This is a genomic window from Bacillus sp. 0209A, from assembly GCF_036765095.1.
Lineage (GTDB): Bacteria > Bacillota > Bacilli > Bacillales > Bacillaceae > Bacillus > Bacillus subtilis_G.
Window position 1 is genome coordinate 227922 of sequence record NZ_JBAIZV010000003.1, and the last position, 20027, is coordinate 247948.

A 20027-nucleotide genomic window follows, 5' to 3' on the forward strand; every position below is an offset into this window, starting at 1 on the left:
ATCCAGTCACCTCTTTAAACTGTACAAGCCGCCAAACGCCGTTGCGTAATCTTCAAACTCCTGCAGCGCTTGATCTCTCGTTTCAGCGCTGATGAGCCGGTCCTTTAGCTCTTCTATTTTTCTGACGAGCGCACTTCCCACTACGACACCGTCACAAATTTTATTCATCTTCATAACCTGTTCGCGGTTTGAAATACCGAATCCTACAGCAACCGGAACAGTACTGAGATCCTTCACTGCCCGGATGAACGGATAGACGGATGAATTGAACTCATTGCGGACACCGGTCACACCTAGAGAAGATACACAGTAGACGAAGCCCTCGGCTTGTTCAATAATGGTTTTCAAACGGCTTTCGCTTGTCGGCGCAACCAAAGAAATATACGTCACCTCATGATTTTTGCATTCCGCTTGGAGGCTGGCGCTTTCTTCTAATGGCAGATCCGGAACAAGCAGACCGTCAATATGATTTTCCCGCAGTAAAGCGAAAAAGTATTCTTTGTTCAATTGTAACACAGGATTATAATACGTAAAGAGGATAATCGGAATATCCACTCCGTTTTTTTTCATTTTTCCGCCTAATTCGATTGCCTTTACGATATTCATTCCATGATCAAGCGCCCGCTTTGAAGCTCTCTGGATCACCGGACCGTCTGCAAGCGGGTCTGAGTATGGAACACCAAGCTCCAATGCCGTGGCACCTGCTTTTTGGAGAGACTTCGCCAGTTCAATCGAAACCTCAGGCAATGGATCACCCGCTGTAATAAACGGGATAAACAATTTTTCTGGCGCTTGAAGGTTTAATTTAAACATGCGCTTTCACCTCTTCTTCCAATACATTCATTAATGTGTTGACATCCTTATCTCCCCGTCCTGATAAACAGACAAGAATGATTTGATTGCGATCCATCTCTTTGGCGAGTTTGAATGCTTTCGCTAACGCATGGGCAGATTCAATCGCCGGCAAAATTCCTTCTTTTTCTGATAAGAGTTTTAATGCATCCACCGCTTCTTCGTCTGTGATACTGTCATAAGTGACACGGCCGCTCTTATGCAAATAAGCGTGCTCCGGACCGATTCCAGGGTAGTCGAGTCCTGCTGAAATGGAGTAAGGCTCAATAATTTGCCCGAACTCATCTTGAATGAGATAAGTCAATGAACCGTGAATAACGCCTACGGTTCCTTTCGAGATAGTAGCGGCATGAAGAGGGGTATCAATTCCTTTTCCGGCTGCTTCAGCACCGATCAGTTCAACGTCTTCATCTAAAAACGACTGAAACATGCCCATCGCATTGCTTCCTCCGCCTACACACGCCACTACTTTATCAGGCAGAGCGCCTTCAATGCGTTTCAGCTGATCCTTCGCTTCTTCTCCGATCATTTTTTGAAATTCACGAACCACTTGCGGATAAGGGTGCGGTCCGACAACTGATCCAATCATGTAAAAATGATCCTCGCAATGTTGAACCCAGTACCGAATCGCCTCATTTGTGGCATCCTTCAATGTGCCGTTTCCGCTTGTTACAGGCACAACTTCCGCTCCAAGCAGCTTCATGCGGAAAACATTCAGAGACTGGCGGGCAACATCCTCCTCGCCCATAAACACAGTGCAGGAAAAGCCGAATTTAGCTGCGACTGTCGCTGCGGCAACACCGTGTTGACCAGCGCCGGTTTCTGCAATGATTTTCGTTTTTCCCATTTTCTTAGCGAGCAGCGCTTGACCTAACGCATTATTGATTTTATGAGACCCTGTATGGTTCAAATCTTCTCGTTTCAAATAAATTTTCGCGCCGCCTAAATACTCAGTAACTCGATCAGCGAAAGTGAGTGCAGTCGGCCTACCGGAATAGTCATTTAACAGCTTGTAATATTCATTACGAAAAACAGGATCATCCTTGATTTCTTTAAATGCGGTTTCAATTTCTTCTAATGGCTGCATCAGTGTTTCCGGAACAAACTTTCCGCCAAAATCGCCGTATCTGCCTATTTCATTCGGATATGGATACATATTGATTCATCCTTTCTTCTAAAAGCCTCATCAGATTCTGATCTTTTTGTCCGTTTTTTTCGATTCCGCTGGCTAGGTCAATTCCTGCCGGATGATATTTCAATAGGTCTGTGATGGTATCAGGATTCACGCCGCCTGCGATAAAACAGCGTTTGCCTATAGCCGCCTGCTGGTATTCCGGCACACAATCCCACGAAAAAGCAACACCAGTGCCGCCTCTTGCCCCTTTGACAGATGAATCAATCACAAAGCCGTCCACATCACCTTTAAAGCGGGCTATTTCTTGAGTTGTGTTCTCATGATGGTGAAGCGCCTTCCATATTTCACAATCTGTCAGCATGCGAAGCGCCTCGGCATCCTCAGGTTCCTCATCACCGTGAAGCTGAATGACGTCGAGATTCAAGTCTTCGGCAATGCGTGACATCATCTCTATCGATTCATTAACAAAAACCCCTGCAACCTGTTTTTCGACACGAACTTGACTCAGCCACTTTTTCACATCTTGCGGAGATACTTTTCGTTTGCTTTCAGCAAAAATAAAGCCCAGATAATCAGCCTGTGAGTCCGCTGCAAGCTGCAAATCCTGCAATGACCGTATGCCGCAATATTTTAATGCCGGCTTCTTCACATCCTCACTCCCCAAACAAAGCATAGATTGCTTTTTGCTGTGATGTTTGTCTCATCAATGATTCACCGATAAGCACAGCTTGTGCCCCTTGTTCTTTGACGAATGTTAAGTGTTCTAAAGAACCGATCCCGCTTTCGCTGACTAGCAGTGATTCTTTCGGAACTAGAGTTGCGATTTGTTCTGTCTGTTTTATAGAGGTTTCAAATGTTTTTAAGTTTCGATTGTTGATGCCGAGAATATCAGGTGTGAACACTTTCAATATTTGTTCAAGCGTTGATGCATCATGAACCTCCACTAACACGTCCAGCTGCTTTTCACCTGCTTCCAGATACAGTTCGTGAAGTTGGAAAGGATCAAGCGCCTCACCGATTAACAATATGGCATCCGCTCCGATTCTTTTTGATTCCTCCACTTGCAGAGAATCAATAATAAAATCTTTTCTAAGTACAGGTATTGAAACAGCGCGCTTCACGTCTGATAAATAGCTGTTTTCCCCTTGAAAAAACGGGGTGTCAGTTAAAACGGAAAGCGCATCTGCCATCGCATTTTGATAGTCTTTTGCAATCCGCTCAGGGACAAAATCCTTTTTAATAAGCCCCTTAGACGGCGAAGCTTTCTTCACTTCGGCAATCAACCCGATAAACCGATTCGGGCTTGCCAGCGCCTCTTTAAATGAACGTTTTTCGAAAGGCTGCTCTTCCGGCAGGACCAGTGTTTTTACTTCTTCTTTCTTTTGTTTGATGATGTTTTCAAGCATAGATCTCTTCCTCTTTCTGCTTTAGTCGTTCGAGCTGCGCGGCTGCGCCTCCGCTTGTAATCGTCTCTAACGCTAGCTCGGTTCCTTCCTTCAATGAGGCGGTAATCCCCGCCGTGTATATCGCAGCCCCTGCATTAAAAGCAGTAATAGATAAAGCGGAACTGCTGCTTTTATTTTCAAAAATATTCTGAATGAGATAGGCACTCTCTTTCGGTGACTGCACCTGTAAATCTTCAAGTCTGCCATTTGTGAAACCGAAATCTTCGGGTGATACGGTATATTCCCGGCGCTCCCCGTCCTTTAATTCAATTACATCAGTCGGTGCTGTAATGGAAAGCTCATCTAAACCGTCACGGCTTGCTACGAACAGGACGTGCTTCGGCTGAAACGGCTCCAGCGCGCTTGCCATTAGTCCCGCTTTTTCAGCGGAATAGACTCCGATCACCTGACGCTTCGCTTGTAAAGGATTGCTGAGCGGTCCGAGCAGATTAAATACCGTTCTAAAACCTAGTTCTTTTCTTGTACCGGCTACATGTTTCATAGACGAATGATAAAGCGGGGCAAAGAGAAAACCCATATTGTAAGTTTCAATGCTGCTTTTAACCTTCTCGGGAGTAGTTTGAATCGGAACCTCTAACTCCTCTAGTACATCAGCGCTTCCGCTTTTAGAAGAGACAGAGCGATTGCCGTGCTTAGCGATTTTTGCACCGGCTGCAGAGGCAACAATTGCCGATGCTGTTGAGATATTAAAAGTGGAAACACCATCTCCTCCGGTACCGCATGTATCAACTACATCAGGAAGTCCATCGACTGCAAGAGCTCGCGCCCGCATCGCCTTCACAAAACCCGTAAGCTCTGCTGGCGTTTCTCCCCGATGGGCAAGGATAGACAATATACCGCCCATTTCAGAAGGAGCCATTTCCGCTGTCATCATCATATTCATCAGTGCTTCAGCCTCACCGGCAGTAAGTGTTTTTCCGTCAACGCACAATTGTAGAAATTTGTTCATCAGCTTTATCCTCCTTGCTATGGAACATGTCTTCTGCAATATGAATCGTTTTCAGCAGCGCACCCGCTTTATTGCAGCTTTCTTCATATTCGGATTCCGGAATAGAATCAGCAACAATACCAGCTCCTGCTTGTATTGATGCAACACCGTTCTTTACACTCATCGTGCGAATCGTAATACAAGAATCGATATTCCCGTCAAATCCGATGTAAGCGATACAGCCGCCGTATGTCTCTCTCGGCGTGGGCTCAAGCTCTTGCAAAAGCTGCATGGCACGGATTTTTGGAGCACCTGTTAAAGTTCCTGCCGGGAAAGCGGACATCAGTGCATCGACAGGATGAACACCTTCTTTCAAGCGGCCAGTAACCACTGAGATAATGTGCATAACATGCGAAAAGGAGACAATTTTGGTGAACTCCGGCACAGAAACAGATCCGTATTCTGCTACTCTGCCGACATCGTTCCGAGCAAGATCAACGAGCATGTAGTGCTCCGCTTTTTCTTTATCATCCTTCATCAGCTCAGCTTTGAGTTTTTCATCCTCCTCTTTGTCTGCGCCTCGTTTTCTCGTTCCGGCAATCGGATGGATTTCCAAGTGCCCGTCCTGAACGTGGATTAACCGTTCTGGAGAGCTGCCGACTATTTCTCTGTCTTGGAGTTTCATATAATACATATACGGAGAAGGATTGACGATCCTAAGCACTCGGTATAATTCAAAGGCCTCTGCTTTTATCGGAATCTCAAATTTCTGTGACAAAACGCCTTGGAAGATATCGCCCGCTTTTATATATTCTTTGATTTTCTCTACATCAGCCATAAAAGCCGATTTTTCATAATTAGAAGACACGGTTTCAAAGCTGGGTGTCTGATATGAATCAGCAGATAGAAACAGCTCTTTTATATTTTTTTGATTCATCATTTTTTCAATGAGATCTTGGAGCTCCTGATGATGTTGATGAAACACATCGATTTTTTCGTTTTCTGTTTCTTGTCCATTGAGTCTCGCATATTGGATAAAGTGGACATTTTTGGTTTCATGATCATACGCAATTAATGTCCGACAAACAAAGAGCATACACTTTTCCAATCCTGTTTCCTTTGCGTGCGGAGGAACAGATGACTCAATCAGCGGAATCATATCATAGCTTAAGTATCCGACAGCACCGCCGACAAAAGGAATACCAAGCTCCGGCGTTTTGATTTTGTACGTGGTATTCATCCAGTTCAGCACTTCTTTTAATTCGTTTCCTGTGTAAAGAGATCTGCCGTCCTGATCAGCAGCTGTAAAACGGCTCTCCTCTTCTTTAATCGTGAGAAATGGATTCAGGCCGATAAACGAATATCTTGACCAACTGGATGTATCATCCTTGCTTTCAAGAAGATATGTAATCTCCCTGTCGAGCTTCTCTATCATTTGAATGGGTGTCAGCGTATCGACTGTGAAGGTCTCCACAATCGGTATAGTGTGGGAGGACAAGCTGTCCTCTAAAAATGCAGAAATGTTTGATTGGAAATTCATAACTCTCACTCCTTTTGGCAAGGAGAATGAGAAGATGGCATGAGAGGATAAAACGATATAACAAATAAACCCAAAAGAAAGGCTTCTTTTGGGTAGAATAAACATACATGTCTCAGCTCAACTAAACTCATTCTCTGCTACCCTATTCTCTGACTCAACTCATTTAATCGCTTTATACACGCTCTTGTGTATTTCTAAGCTGTTCTTATCGTATTACAATTCAGTATTTTTTGTCAATGATAAATCGGGTCTTAATACGACGGCTTTTTCTAAATATACATGTCTGATCTGATCCTGAGGAACATCTGTCTGGACGGTCATCATGACTCTTATGCACTTTTTCAGACCACCGGCCACATCCATTTCCTGCATACATGTTACCGGCACATACTGCCAGCCTGAAAGCTCACGAACAGCTTTTGCCGGAAAAACGGAGTGCAAATCAGGTGTCGCCGAAAGAAGCATTTGAACAACATCTTCGGGCTTTGTTTTGTTTTCTTCTATGATTTTCTCTAACAGCTGTTTTGTTTTTTGTAAAATTTCTTCTTCAGTATCCCGTCCAACTGTAGTTGCTCCGCGAATTCCGCGAATCATCATGATGTTACCTCCAATCGCCATTTGTTCAGCCAGCTCTCTAGTTCATTTTTGGAAAATGTGCGATCAGCAACTTTTCCTAATTCGTTGAGCACGATAAACTGAATCATCCCGCCGCGGGTTTTCTTATCATTCATCATGCGATCTAAAAGAACTGAAGATTGCGCCTCTTTTTTGATTCGACTTGGATACCCCAAGCTTTTTAGCCAGCTGACCAAACGTTTTCTGTCCATTTCACAGCCCGCTGTCTTTTCGCTTAAATATAAAGCAAACTGCATCCCGAGGGCTACGGCATCACCGTGAGTGATCTGCCCGTATCCATATTCCGCCTCAACGGCATGGCCGAGCGTATGTCCAAAGTTTAAGTAAGCTCTTATCCCCTCTTCTTTTTCATCCTGCTGAACAACAGACGCTTTAATTGAAATGCCTTTAAAAATCATATCATTCAGCTGATCACTTGTAATATCGTGCAATGAATGGATATTCAGCAGCTCTTCCAGAAACGATTTGTCATAGATAAAAGCGTGTTTAATCACTTCTGCCATCCCGGACCGAAGCTCCTTTTCGGACAGAGAACGAAGGAAGTCTGTATCGTAGAGCACGGCTTTCGGCTGATAAAACGCACCGATTAGATTTTTTCCGAGCGGATGATTCACGGCCACTTTTCCTCCGACGGCGCTGTCATGCGCTAAAAGCGTCGTAGGCATTTGAATAAAATCAATGCCGCGCATAAAAGTAGCAGCCACAAATCCGGCAAGATCTCCTACAACACCGCCACCGAATGCGATGATGCATGAGGAGCGATCCATATGAAAACGAATCGCTTCACTCTGCAGTTTTGTGTACATGTCCATAGATTTCGCCTGCTCTCCGCTCGGCACCGTCACTTTTTTCACAGGCCATTTTTCTTCCAGCAAATGAAGCATTTCATCACCATACAGGCGATCCACCTCTTCATCTGTGACAAGCATAATTCGTGTTAAAGGCCTGTTTAAAGAGGTTAATAGTTCACAAACCTCTTTTCTGATGCCTTGTCCGATAAAAACAGGATACGACGAGGAAGCGGTTTGAACATGCAGTGTTCTCATTAAAATTCCCTCGACAGTTTTCTCATATTCTCCACATTTTCTCTAATGCGGTCGATTTGATCTAAGCCGAATTGTTCAACGACTGCGTTCGCAATTTCCCATGCGACAGCGGCTTCAGCTACTACACTTGCCGCAGGCACTGCACAGCTGTCTGAACGTTCAATGCTGGCAGAAAATGGTTCTTTTGTTTCAATATCCACGCTTTTCAGCGGTTTATACAAAGTCGGAATCGGCTTCATGACCCCGCGGACAACAATCGGCATACCTGTTGTCATGCCGCCTTCCAGTCCTCCAAGTCTGTTTGTAGCGCGAGTATATCCCTTTTCCTCGTCCCAAATGATCTCATCATGAACTTCGCTTCCATTTCTGCCGGCCGCCTCAAAGCCGATGCCGAATTCAACACCTTTAAATGCGTTAATTGAAAGTACAGCAGCAGCAAGCTTGCTGTCCAGCTTGCGGTCATAATGGACGTAGCTGCCCACGCCTACTGGCATTCCCTCGACAATGACTTCTACAATTCCGCCGATGGAATCGCCGTTTGCCTTCGCTTCATCAATGGCAGCCATCATTTTGTTGCCTGCTTCTTCATCGTAGCATCTGACCGGAGACTCCTCCGTGACACGCTGCAGGTCATCAATTGACGTATATTCTGTTTTCTCAGCTTTAACTGCGCCAATTTGCAATACATGGCCCGCCACCTTAATGCCCAGCTCAGAAAGAATCTTTTTAGCGACAGCTCCTGCCGCCACTCTGACAGTTGTTTCCCTTGCTGAAGAGCGCTCCAGCACATTTCTCATATCGCGATGATTATATTTAATCGCACCGTTTAAGTCAGCGTGACCTGGTCTCGGTCTGGAAATTTGACGCTTCATTTCCTTTTCTTCATCCTCTGTAATCGGAGCCGGACCCATGATTTTAGTCCAATGTTTCCAGTCGTTGTTTTCTACTGCGAGAGCAATTGGTGAACCGAGCGTTCGGGCATGGCGCACCCCGCTCATAATTTTGGCCTGGTCTTTTTCAATCTGCATGCGGCGGCCGCGGCCGTGGCCTTTTTGGCGTCTGGCAAGCTCAAAATTGATATCTTCCTCCATTATGTAAAGCCCGGCAGGCACACCTTCAATAATGGTCGTCAGTTGGGGGCCGTGTGATTCTCCGGCTGTTAAATATCTCATGACTTCTTCTCCCTTCATCGCATTAACGCTTTTAAGTAAAACTACTATAACATATTTTTCAGCAAAAAGTCAGTCTATCTTTTTTGATAAAAGAATGTATCAGCTGAAACCAGGCCGAATTTCTCAGGATTGAAGATTTGCTCGGTGCTGCCGACAAAAAGAATCCCATTCTTTTTCAGGCTCTGTGCCATTTTTAAATAAAGCTCATCCTTTGCGCTTTCTGTAAAATAAATCAATACATTTCGGCACACGATTAAGTCAAATTCTTGTTCATAACGGTCCGCCAGCAGATTGTGCTTTTTGAATGTAATATTATTTTTGATTTCCGGTTTTACTTCATAACTTCTATTTGCATGCTGAGTAAAATAACGATCCTTCACAGATGTCGGCACTTCCTGTAAAGACCGCTCCTGATACACGCCTTTTTTCGCTTTCTCCAATGCTTTTTCATCAATATCAGTCGCCAGAATCTGAAAGCCGGGAAGACCTTTTTGCTGATTCAAAAGCATGGCAAGCGTATAAGGCTCCTCACCCGTTGAGCAGGCGGCACTCCATATCTTTAAAGGCTTAGAATGCTTGATTAACGGCAGAATAGCAGTCTCAAGCACTTCCCATCTTTTATAATTACGATAAAATTCAGAAACATTAATCGTCATTCTGTCCAGTGTTTCATTTAAGAGCGCTTGATCCTTTTCCAAGGCTGCCGCAAAATCCTTAAAGCTTTGAAACCCCTTTTTCTCATAAAGCGACGTCAGCCTTCTCTTCATTTGTGCTTCTTTATATAAAGTTAAATCAACACCGGTTAATTGTTTCCATTTTGTTATAAATAAGCTGTATGTATCCATCTCTACTCTCCCAGTCTCGCTGTCTTTTTGTCCTAGTATAGCTTGTTTTCTCAGAAAATTGTATTGTTTCAATAAAAAAATCAGCTTTTCAGCTGATTTTAGATCATTGGGAAGGCAGGAATCTGATCAACATTGCCATTAACCCCTTATTCACTTAATGTAAACCTTTACAAAAGAAAACGAAAACCGGCGTCATTACATAGTGCCGGCCCTGCTACTTATTTTCATAATGATTAATAGATCCAGCCTGCCATGAGCTGTTGATATGATACTAATTCTTCATTCTTAAAGAAAATGTTAATCTCGCGTTCAGCACTTTCGAGAGAATCAGAGCCGTGGATGATGTTTTTTCCGACAAACATGCCATAATCTCCACGAATTGTGCCAGGCAAAGCTTCTTTAGGATTTGTCTTTCCGATCAGCTGTCGTGTCACTTCAATGACATTTTCGCCTTCCCAAACCATTGCGAATACAGGTCCTGAAGTAATAAACTCAACGAGCTCTCCGAAGAAAGGCTTCCCTTGATGTTCGGCGTAGTGTTTCTCAGCTATTTGTTCAGTCACTCTCATTAACTTGGCACCAGATAATTGTAAGCCCTTACGTTCGAATCTCGACAAAATATCACCAATGAGCTGACGTTGGACACCGTCTGGTTTCACCATAATAAAAGTCTTTTCCATCACATTCTCCACCCCATCATTATGTATGTATAGGCTTTCACACTGCACACCGAAATCGTAACATCTTTCTGAAAATTAATCAATCCGGGGCGGAGAAATTTCTAAATATCTACAAAATTAAAATTTTCTTTTTCCGATATATTTTGCGATGGCCGCAAGAGACGAACGTGCACGCCCTCTCGGAAGCGTGTTTAATTTCTGGAAAGCTTTCTGCAGATACATTTCGCTTACTGCCATAGATGCTTCAATTGCATCTGTTTTTTTCATTTCTTCAATGATCGGCTCAAGCTGTTCCTGCGTTGTCTCGGTGTTAATCAATTTAAGCTGATTTTTTAATGCTGGATTTTTCAGGGCATACAGCACTGGCAATGTAACATTTCCTTGAAGTAAATCTCCTCCAACAGGTTTGCCCAGCTCTTCTTCCGTTGAAGTAAAATCAAGAATATCATCAATGATTTGATAAGACATGCCGACGTAATACCCAAACCAGTACAGCGCCTTATGAATCTTTTCATCAGCGCCGGACGCAATGGCACCGAGCTGGCAGCTGACCGCGATAAGGAGCGCCGTTTTTCTTTTGATGCGGCGGAGATATGTTCTGAGGTTTTGTTCCATGTTGTATTTGTCTTTGATCTGCTCGATTTCCCCAAGACAAACTTCAACAATCGTCTGCGACAAAATCCTATGGGCTTTCGGTTCGTTAATTCTCGTCATCATTTCAAGAGATCCCGCAAGCATATAATCACCTGTGTACATCGCAATGCGATTGTCCCACTTTGCTTTGATTGTCGGCTTCCCTCTGCGAAGCTCCGCATCGTCAATGACATCATCATGAACCAAAGATGCCATGTGAATCATTTCCAAAGTGACGGCGACATATTTAATCTTATTAATGTCATAATCGCCAAACATGCCGGAAAGCAGCACGAAAACAGGGCGTATGCGTTTCCCTCCCGCCTGCAGCAGATGAAGACCCGCCTCGCTTAAAAGCGGGTAATCGGAACGTACGGTTTGTTCAAGTTCTCTTTCAATTACATCAATATCGTCATTTAAAAAAGAGTAGGCCATTTTAAATTTCATATCATTCACCCAAACATCTGTGTTTTCATTTCCATCCGATATGCGTGGCAGCGACTCCGCCAGTAAACGAATGATATTTGACATTTTTCAAGCCCGCCTCTTCAAACAGGCCCGCCAGTTCTTTCATTCCAGGGAATTCTCTGGCTGATTCTTGAAGCCAAGAATATTCTTTATAGCTCTTCGCAAACAATTTCCCGAAAAACGGCATAATATACTTAAAGTACATAAAGTAAGCCTGTCTGAATCCGAACGTTTCCGGCTGGGACGTTTCCAGACATACCACCTGGCCGCCCGGCTTCACCACACGTCTCATCTCTTTCAGTACGGTCAAGTAATCAGGGACATTGCGCAGTCCGAAGCCAATGGTCACATAATCAAATGTATCATCATCAAAGGGAAGCTCCATCGCATTTCCGTGCAGCAGTTCAATTTGGCTGAATCCGCCGTCTTTTACTTTCTGCTGGCCGACACTCAGCATATTTTCACTGAAGTCCAAGCCCTTGATCTCACCGCTTTTACCGGCTGCTTTTGCAAGAGCGATCGTCCAGTCAGCCGTTCCGCAGCAGACATCAAGTGCCTTGGCGCCTTCTTTTACATTCATGATGCGCATCGTTTTGTCGCGCCATTTTTTATGCTGCTGAAAACTGATGACAGAGTTCATTTGGTCGTAGTTTTTATATATTTTTTCAAATACTCCGTGTACGCGCTGTTCTTTTGAGTCCTGCATAATGGTTTACCCTTCTTCCACTTTCTGATGATAGGTTTGATCTTGGCTGATTGTCTTCAGGCGGTTTAATAAAATATGCTGAATAGGTGAATTTAGAGGCAGAAGTGACTCAATGCTGTTTTTCGCTTTTTTAAAACAATCTTCTAATATCTCTTCTTTTGTTTTTCCCAGCTGTATAAAACTGCCGATCACATCCAGAAATGTATCATTCCCGTTCATAAGCCGCTTAAATACAAAAAAATCACTCGACAGCTTTTTCCAGCGCGGGAGGTTGAAGTGTTCCGCCACCCGATGGAATAAAGCTGACTCAACAATGCCGACACTTTCGAAAAAATCGTGTTCATCCTTGAAAGAACGGTCATATAGCCGAATTTTGTGTTCATTGATTTCTTTGATAGCTGTAGCAAGCGTCCGAATCATGTAGATATCCTTCATTTCAGATAGTAAAGAGTAGTACAGCCCGCTGAAATAATCGCCTGCGAGAACAGTCAATTGGCGGTTTTTGTTTTCGTCTCGTTTTATGACTCTGGCTGTCGTCACTTCATCATGGGTATCAAGGGCGCTTTGTACAAGCATCGCTGTTACAATATAATTTTCTCTGTCATTGTTTTTTATGTCGGCTTCTTCAAATAAAGCATGAAAAAGAAGAAGCTTATCCTCATCAATTTTCGGCGCAGAAATATGCTTCGCTAAATAAGGATGAGACAGCTTTTGTTTTAATTTTGTGTTCAGATTGGCTAAAGTTCCGTAGATGTCTTGCAAAAATATCACCCTTGTCCCCAAATTCACATTTATTTCTTAATCTATGTATGAGTTTTATCTTTTCATTCACTTACGCATGTATCATTATAGCATAAAAAAAAGAAATTGGCTGTATCCTCCCGCTGTTTGCGAGCATTTGCTTTTAACAGCGGGGACAGCCAGCTTATTTTTTTTCGCTTTTCATTTCTCCGTATGCGGTTTGAATGAGTGCCTCTCCTCTGATTTTAATGGCCGAAGTATGCTCTGTAAACTGAGCGATGATTACTTCTCCCTTGTCGAGTTTTTCGGAATGGTGAAACTTTGTATCGGTTCCTCTTGTCAGGCCGATCACATTCACTCCGTCTTCAACCGCTTTTATGATGACAAAATCACTTGAATGCTTTTCGTTCATTTCTAGCACCCTCTATCTTTATTAGTCCTGGTGTTTAATATGTTCCAATACTTCGGCACGGGCAGCTGCATCATCTTTAAAAATGCCTCTGACTGCTGAAGTGACGGTTTTTGCACCCGGTTTTCTCACACCGCGCATCGTCATGCACATGTGTTCTGCTTCAACCACTACCATGACGCCATACGGGTCAAGCGTTTCTACGATGCTTTCCGCAATTGTAGATGTGATACGCTCCTGAAGCTGCGGACGCTTTGCAACGGCTTCAACGGCACGCGCCAATTTACTGAGCCCTGTGACCTTTCCGCCTCGCGGTATATATGCAACGTGCGCTTTTCCATAAAAGGGAACAAGGTGATGCTCACACATAGAATGAAACGCGATATCTTTTACAAGAACAAGCTCCTCATGGTTTTCACCGAAGATAGTCTGGAAATGTTCTTTTGGGTCTTCATTCAAGCCGGAGAATACTTCGGCGTACATCTTTGCGACTCTTTTCGGAGTATCAAGAAGCCCTTCTCTGTTCGGGTCTTCTCCGATCGCTTCTAAAATTTGACGAACAGCTTGTTCGATTTGCTCTTTATTAACTTCTTTCATGTTCTATGTCCTCCACCAATGAATACATTTAATTTCGATTCTAGCACACATGCCCCGCTAAAAGCAAAGTGAATGCCCTGTCAGGAAGCCCATGCCCTTGAAATATGAAAAGCCCCTTGGAAAGGGGCTTTTCTGTGAAGAAATAAAGTGTATGTAAGCTAGATGCATACACGATCTATATTCACAATTATTTTCCGGCAACTGCGTCTTTAAGCGCTTTACCTGGTTTGAAAGCAGGTACTTTGCTCGCTGGAATTTCGATTTCTTCACCTGTTTGAGGGTTGCGTCCTTTACGTGCAGAACGTTCACGCACCTCGAAGTTACCAAAACCGATCAGTTGAATTTTATCACCGTTTTTAAGTGCATCTAAGATCGTATCAAAAACAGAGTCAACTGCTTTTGTAGCGTCTTTTTTAGACAATTCGCTTGCTTCTGCAACCGCATTGATAAGTTCTGTTTTGTTCATGCCTTTCACCTCCTCCCAAAAGGGATACATTCAGTTCGTTTATTATCATTTCTTCACAGTTCAGTCTGATTCTAAACCTGGCCCAGAAAAAAATCAGAGCAGGCAAGAGAAAGACAATTAAACGGCTTTTTAAGAAAAACTGCACTCTGAGGAATGTTTGTCCAACAAAGTGAAGAATTTCTGTATGTAGAGTAACACATATAAAAAGCCATATCAAGCATTTTAAAGCGTCAATCCCTTGCTCGTCAAGGATTTAACGTGGTTTACCGAACAAATATTCCTTTTTTTTGCTTTTTTCATCCTATTCTTTGATCCTTTTCCATTATTAAGAGCAAAGAAAAAAGACCTCCCATTCTATAAAGAGGTCTTCCGGTATTACAGGATGATGGCGATTAAGCCGCCAGAGCCTTCGTTTATAATTCTTTCTAACGTTTCTTTTAATTTATACCGCGCGTTTTCAGGCATTAATGACAGCTTTGCCTGAATCCCTTCTCTCACAATTGAGCTCAGTGATCTTCCGAAGATATCGGAGTTCCAGATGGAGAGCGGATCATCCTCAAAGTCCTGCATTAAATAGCGTACAAGCTCTTCGCTTTGTTTTTCCGTTCCGATAATCGGCGCGAATTCGCTTTCGACGTCTACTTTGATCATATGGATCGATGGCGCGACAGCTTTTAGCCTCACACCGAATCGTGAGCCCTGCCTTATAATTTCCGGCTCATCGAGACTCATATCAGTTAAAGCAGGCGCTGCAATGCCGTATCCCGTCTGTTTGACCATTTTTAAGGCATCAGACACTTGATCATATTCTGTTTTCGCATGGGCAAAGTCTTGCATGAGTTCAAGCAAATGGTCTCTTCCTCTGATTTCAACACCCACCACTTCTTTCAAGATTTGATCATATAAGTGGTCCGGCGCGTACAAATCGATTTCTGCGACCCCTTGACCCAGCTCAATTCCGGCTAATCCGGCACTTTCAATAAATTCAAACTCGCTGAATTGGCCGACAACCCTGTCTACGTCCCGAAGCCGCTTAATATCCTTAACAGTTTCCTTCACGGATTCCTGGTAGCTTTCACGCAGCCAATGGTTTTCTTTTAGCACCATTACCCAGCTTGGGAGGTTGACATTTACCTCAAGCACCGGAAACTCGTAGAGGGCTTCTCTGAGCACACTCAGCACATCTGATTCCCGCATGCTTTCCACGCTCATTGCCAAAACCGGGATATCATATTTTTCGCTTAAATCCTGGCGCATGGCTTCTGTTTCCGGATGATACGGCCTGACTGAGTTGATGACCATAATAAAGGGTTTGCCAACCTCTTTCAGCTCTTCAATGACTCTTTCTTCAGCCTCTATATAGTCACTTCTGGCGATATCACCAATGGTGCCGTCTGTTGTAATGACAACTCCGATGGTCGAGTGTTCTTGAATGACTTTTCGCGTGCCAATTTCAGCAGCCTCATGAAATGGGATCGGTTCTTCGTACCAAGGCGTGTTAATCATCCGCGGCCCGTTTTCATCTTCATATCCTTTAGCGCCGGGTACTGTGTAGCCTACACAATCTACTAATCTTATATTGACATCGAGTCCGTCTGACACGTGAACAGACATCGCCTGATTCGGAACAAATTTAGGCTCTGTAGTCATAATCGTTTTGCCGGCCGCGCTCTGCGGCAACTCATCCTGCGCACGGGCCCGGTCTGCTTCGTTACCGATATTCGGGAGCACCACAAGCTCCATGAATTTTTTAATGAACGTGGATTTTCCTGTACGGACAGCACCTACGACTCCTAAGTATATATCGCCTCCTGTTCGTTCAGCGATATCCTTGAAAATATCGACCTTTTCCAAGTGAATCCCTCCCGGACTTCCTATCCTTATCAATTTTATTAAGCTCTTTCAATCAAACACAGGACACTATATGTGTATGACGTTGTCCTATTTCAATATGACATCTTTAGAAAATTTTCCGTCCTCAATCTATTAAAGTATAAAAAAACCTTTCTCCCTATTTGTATGCAAGGGAGAAAGGTTCATTCCTTTTTCATATCATTTTCTAAAAAAACAGGTTCCTGTTTGTCATTTACCGTATATTTCACAGAAAACGCCGGGACGAAAGGCGTTTCTTGCCAAATCATATCCTGAATTTCAGATCCGGGCTTAAACGTTTTTTTGCTTTTTTTGAGCCAAGAAGCCAGCTCAGTCCGGTAATCGGCATATATTTCTCCGTCTCCGTCAATCATAAGCGGCAAGGAATTCCCTGAGATTGGGCTTGTCACTGTAAGAGAGCTTCCAACCCCCAGCTTCTTCTCATCTAGTGTAAATAAATCACGTGACAGCACATCCTGATAAGGCGGATATTGATGCTCCTGGCGGTACATTTGGACACGCAATTTCACATCGCGGATTTTTTCAGCCATCTTTAGATCAATCAATTTAACAGTCGGATCGTTCTCTACGTCGACAAGCACGTATTGATAGTCTCCTCCGCTTTCATATGCCGTGCTTGGAGGTTCGGCCATATACCTCGGCGCTAAACGGTTAAAGTCTATCGGATATTTTTGATACAGAGGTGTCGACATATCTTTTGTTTGAATGGGAAGCAGTCCTCCATTTGCCTTTTGGAATTCGTCAACAGCAGACTGGACCTGCTCTAACTGGTCCTGATAAGGAATGGCATGTACACTGCTTTTCCGCTCATTTGGATATAAACAGCCTGATAAAAACACGACTGCCGCAAAAATCATAGCGCACTTCAGTTTACCCATACAGCACTTCCTTTTACAGCTTTATTCATTGACAGGACCGCTGAATACCACGACAAACACAATAATTCCCGATATGAGCATACACATGTAAGCAAACGATGAAACCGCAATCTTCAGAAAACGATTCCGAAACTTAAACCGGCTTAAATAGATGGACGCTACAGCCAGAAACATCAGGCCCATGGACCCCAGTGCAAACCACATTTTCATCAATGCCAGACTCAATGACCTGCGCCTCCCCCTAATATGTATGATGTAAGCGTTATATTTCATTTTAATATACAGCGCCGGTAAAGATCAACCAGATTTTCCATCCTTTGATAGAACAAAAAACTGAAGCAAAGAGGGGGACCTTCGCTTCAGTCAAATTGACTATATTCACCTGCACGTTTAAGAAACACTCTCTTGGACTTCGATGCTATAGTATGCGACTTGGCATACAGATGCATCCTCTATTGCCTAAATCAGCAAAATGTTTCAGGAGATCCCAAGACTTGGGTGTTCTACTGTTTTTCGGGCTTTCGTTCAATTAAGATATGCGGTCGTCAATACAATTGACACTTTTACTTCACTTGATTTTCAAACGTATTTACCAGATCCTCCATCTCGTGGGTTTTCCCTCTCGCCATTAAAGATTCAACAGCAGTTTCCACTTTTTGTCCGTTAAATAGAACTTGATGGAGTGCTTTTGTAATCGGCATTTTCACATCATATTTCTCCGAAAGCTGGTAAGCCGCTTTTGTCGTACGGACGCCTTCGACTACCATTCCCATCTCTTCAAGAACGTCTTTGAGCTTGTACCCTTTTCCGAGCAAATTGCCGGCACGCCAGTTTCTGGAATGAACACTTGTGCACGTCACAATCAGATCGCCCACTCCTGTCAATCCAGAAAACGTCAGGGGATTCCCGCCCATTTTCGTTCCGAGTCTCGCGATTTCGGCAAGTCCGCGCGTAATCAATGCAGCTTTGGCATTGTCGCCATACCCTAAACCGTCTGTAATTCCTGCGGCAAGTGCAATGATATTTTTTAAAGCCCCGCCGATCTCAACTCCGATAATGTCAGGGTTTGTGTACACCCGGAAATTGTGATTAATAAATAAATCCTGCACCTCTTCTGCTGCCCGCATGCTTTTTGAAGATGAAGTAACGGTCGTCGGATGGCGCAGCCCCACTTCTTCCGCATGGCTCGGGCCGGAAAGGACCACAACATCTTTTCTGACATCGCTTGGGAGCTCGTCTTCCATAATCTCAGAAATGCGAAGGAGCGAATCAGGCTCTATTCCCTTGCTGACATGAACAAAGACTGCCTTTTTCGTGATAAAAGGCACAGCCTGTCTCAGCACTTCCCGAATCGCTTTTGTCGGAACCGCAACAATAATGAAATCTGCGTCCGAAACAGCTTTCCCGATATCCGTTGTAGCCTCTATTGATTCCGGCAGCTTGACGTTCGGCAAATAATCCTTATTTTCATGCTGATCATTGATTTGATCAATCAGATCTGCACGGTGCCCCCACATGGTTACATTGTGATGATTATCGGCTAACACTAAAGCCAGTGCCGTCCCCCAGCTTCCCGCTCCGAGCATAGTGACTTTTTTCATATTTGCTTCACACCTTTTTATTTTCTAGCTCTTGCAAATATTTTGATTGGTGTCCCTTCAAAATCGAACGCGTCTCTGATTCGGTTTTCTAAAAAGCGTTCGTACGAGAAATGCATTAATTCCGGATCGTTTACAAACACAACGAAACTCGGCGGTTTTACCGCCACTTGGGTCGCATAATAAATCTTCAAACGAGAACCGTTATGAGTCGGCGTCGGATTCATTGCCACAGCGTCCATGATGACATCATTTAAGACATTCGTTTGAACCCGCAGTGAATGATTTTCACTCGCTTTGATAATCGCAGGCATCAGCGTATGAATCCGTTTTTTCGTTAAGGCTGACATGAATAAGATTGGCGCATAATTAAGAAATTGAAAATGGTCACGGATATTTTCTTCAAATTCTTTCATCGTGCTTTCATCTTTGTCAACAGCATCCCATTTGTTTACGACGATCACGACAGCTTTGCCCGCTTCGTGTGCATAACCGGCGATGCGCTTATCCTGTTCAATAATGCCTTCTTCGCCGTCCAGCACAACCGCAACGACTTCTGAGCGGTCGATTGCTTTCAGCGCCCGCAGTACACTGTACTTTTCAGTCGTTTCATAGACTTTCCCTTTTTTTCGCATGCCGGCAGTATCAACAATGACAAACTCCTGCTGGTTGTACGTAAATGCCGTATCAACAGCATCTCGTGTCGTTCCTGCCACGTTGCTCACAATGACGCGCTCTTCGCCGAGCATCGCGTTCACTAGCGAGGACTTTCCGACGTTCGGGCGTCCGATCAGGCAGAATTGAACCACTTCTTCATCGTATTTCGTTTCAGGAATGTTTTTAAAATGCTCTGCAACGGCATCCAGCAAATCACCTAATCCGAGTCCGTGTGTTCCCGAAATTGGATACGGCTCGCCAAAGCCAAGCGAATAAAAATCGTAAATATCCGCTCTCATTTCTGTGTTATCCAGTTTATTAACTGCCAAAACAACTGGCTTTTTCGTGCGGTACAAAATTTTCGCTACTTCTTCATCAGCAGCAGTCACGCCTTCACGGCCGTTCACCATAAAGATAATGACATCCGCTTCATCCATGGCGATTTCAGCCTGCTGGCGAATCTGCGCTAAGAACGGCTCATCACCGATATCAATACCGCCAGTATCAATTAAATTAAAATCATAATTCAGCCACTCAGCCGAGCTGTATATCCGATCCCTTGTCACACCAGGGGTATCTTCTACTATTGAAATTCTTTCTCCCGCAATCCGATTAAAGATTGTGGATTTTCCTACATTTGGTCTCCCGACAATGGCTACGACAGGTTTACCCATAGTACCC

Annotated in this window: 22 protein-coding genes; all 22 read right to left on the reverse strand. The window is 43.9% G+C overall.

Annotated elements, in window-relative coordinates; genetic code table 11:
- Positions 1–6: 6 nt before the first annotated feature.
- Positions 7–813: a tryptophan synthase subunit alpha gene (gene trpA, locus V6D44_RS11780; protein ID WP_087990530.1), complete on the reverse strand. Its 807-nt coding sequence runs from the start codon at positions 811–813 to the stop codon at positions 7–9.
- Positions 806–2008, reverse strand: a complete 1203-nt coding sequence (gene trpB, locus V6D44_RS11785) for a tryptophan synthase subunit beta (RefSeq protein ID WP_087990531.1) — start codon at positions 2006–2008, stop codon at positions 806–808. Before trpB ends, trpA begins: the two co-directional genes overlap by 8 nt.
- Positions 1989–2636, reverse strand: a complete 648-nt coding sequence (locus V6D44_RS11790) for a phosphoribosylanthranilate isomerase (RefSeq protein WP_333516537.1) — start codon at positions 2634–2636, stop codon at positions 1989–1991. Before V6D44_RS11790 ends, trpB begins: the two co-directional genes overlap by 20 nt.
- A gap of 4 nt (positions 2637–2640) precedes the next feature.
- Complete coding sequence (gene trpC, locus V6D44_RS11795) at positions 2641–3393, reverse strand: indole-3-glycerol phosphate synthase TrpC (protein ID WP_202327396.1); 753 nt, start codon at positions 3391–3393, stop codon at positions 2641–2643.
- Positions 3386–4402 carry an anthranilate phosphoribosyltransferase gene (gene trpD, locus V6D44_RS11800; protein ID WP_087990534.1) on the reverse strand — a complete coding sequence of 339 codons (1017 nt, stop codon included), beginning with the start codon at positions 4400–4402 and terminating at the stop codon, positions 3386–3388. The genes trpC and trpD overlap by 8 nt, the downstream gene beginning before the upstream one ends.
- Entirely contained in the window at positions 4374–5921 is a 1548-nt protein-coding gene (gene trpE / locus V6D44_RS11805) for an anthranilate synthase component I (protein ID WP_202327394.1), read from the reverse strand. Before trpE ends, trpD begins: the two co-directional genes overlap by 29 nt.
- A gap of 213 nt (positions 5922–6134) precedes the next feature.
- Positions 6135–6518, reverse strand: a complete 384-nt coding sequence (aroH, locus tag V6D44_RS11810; protein WP_087990536.1) for a chorismate mutase — start codon at positions 6516–6518, stop codon at positions 6135–6137.
- Positions 6515–7603 (reverse strand): 3-dehydroquinate synthase, encoded by a 1089-nt coding sequence (gene aroB / locus V6D44_RS11815; RefSeq protein ID WP_087990537.1) that lies wholly within the window; start codon positions 7601–7603, stop codon positions 6515–6517. The genes aroH and aroB overlap by 4 nt, the downstream gene beginning before the upstream one ends.
- Positions 7603–8775 carry a chorismate synthase gene (gene aroC, locus V6D44_RS11820; protein WP_202327392.1) on the reverse strand — a complete coding sequence of 391 codons (1173 nt, stop codon included), beginning with the start codon at positions 8773–8775 and terminating at the stop codon, positions 7603–7605. The genes aroB and aroC overlap by 1 nt, the downstream gene beginning before the upstream one ends.
- A gap of 74 nt (positions 8776–8849) precedes the next feature.
- A complete protein-coding gene (locus V6D44_RS11825) occupies positions 8850–9620 on the reverse strand; it encodes a protein-glutamate O-methyltransferase (protein WP_202327384.1) in 771 nt (256 codons plus the stop codon).
- A gap of 233 nt (positions 9621–9853) precedes the next feature.
- Entirely contained in the window at positions 9854–10303 is a 450-nt protein-coding gene (gene ndk / locus V6D44_RS11830) for a nucleoside-diphosphate kinase (protein ID WP_087990540.1), read from the reverse strand.
- A gap of 114 nt (positions 10304–10417) precedes the next feature.
- The gene (gene hepT / locus V6D44_RS11835; RefSeq protein ID WP_176365272.1) at positions 10418–11380 is read right to left on the reverse strand and encodes a heptaprenyl diphosphate synthase component II; all 963 of its coding nucleotides are present in this window, start codon (positions 11378–11380) and stop codon (positions 10418–10420) included.
- Positions 11381–11405: 25 nt separating this feature from the next.
- Complete coding sequence (gene menG / locus V6D44_RS11840; RefSeq protein WP_087990542.1) at positions 11406–12107, reverse strand: demethylmenaquinone methyltransferase; 702 nt, start codon at positions 12105–12107, stop codon at positions 11406–11408.
- Positions 12108–12113: 6 nt separating this feature from the next.
- Complete coding sequence (hepS, locus tag V6D44_RS11845; RefSeq protein ID WP_064812849.1) at positions 12114–12869, reverse strand: heptaprenyl diphosphate synthase component 1; 756 nt, start codon at positions 12867–12869, stop codon at positions 12114–12116.
- 163 nt (positions 12870–13032) lie between these two features.
- Positions 13033–13260, reverse strand: a complete 228-nt coding sequence (gene mtrB / locus V6D44_RS11850) for a trp RNA-binding attenuation protein MtrB (RefSeq protein WP_087990544.1) — start codon at positions 13258–13260, stop codon at positions 13033–13035.
- A gap of 21 nt (positions 13261–13281) precedes the next feature.
- Positions 13282–13854 carry a GTP cyclohydrolase I FolE gene (folE, locus tag V6D44_RS11855; protein WP_202327382.1) on the reverse strand — a complete coding sequence of 191 codons (573 nt, stop codon included), beginning with the start codon at positions 13852–13854 and terminating at the stop codon, positions 13282–13284.
- Between the two features lie 187 nt (positions 13855–14041).
- Complete coding sequence (gene hbs / locus V6D44_RS11860) at positions 14042–14320, reverse strand: non-specific DNA-binding protein Hbs (protein ID WP_003153447.1); 279 nt, start codon at positions 14318–14320, stop codon at positions 14042–14044.
- Positions 14321–14695: 375 nt separating this feature from the next.
- The gene (gene spoIVA / locus V6D44_RS11865; protein ID WP_087990546.1) at positions 14696–16174 is read right to left on the reverse strand and encodes a stage IV sporulation protein A; all 1479 of its coding nucleotides are present in this window, start codon (positions 16172–16174) and stop codon (positions 14696–14698) included.
- 182 nt (positions 16175–16356) lie between these two features.
- The gene (locus V6D44_RS11870) at positions 16357–17091 is read right to left on the reverse strand and encodes a hypothetical protein (protein WP_087990547.1); all 735 of its coding nucleotides are present in this window, start codon (positions 17089–17091) and stop codon (positions 16357–16359) included.
- Positions 17092–17112: 21 nt separating this feature from the next.
- A complete protein-coding gene (locus V6D44_RS11875) occupies positions 17113–17316 on the reverse strand; it encodes a DUF2768 domain-containing protein (protein WP_087990548.1) in 204 nt (67 codons plus the stop codon).
- Positions 17317–17654: 338 nt separating this feature from the next.
- Positions 17655–18692 carry an NAD(P)H-dependent glycerol-3-phosphate dehydrogenase gene (locus V6D44_RS11880; protein WP_202327381.1) on the reverse strand — a complete coding sequence of 346 codons (1038 nt, stop codon included), beginning with the start codon at positions 18690–18692 and terminating at the stop codon, positions 17655–17657.
- 17 nt (positions 18693–18709) lie between these two features.
- Complete coding sequence (gene der / locus V6D44_RS11885; RefSeq protein WP_148961470.1) at positions 18710–20020, reverse strand: ribosome biogenesis GTPase Der; 1311 nt, start codon at positions 20018–20020, stop codon at positions 18710–18712.
- Positions 20021–20027 lie beyond the last annotated feature (7 nt).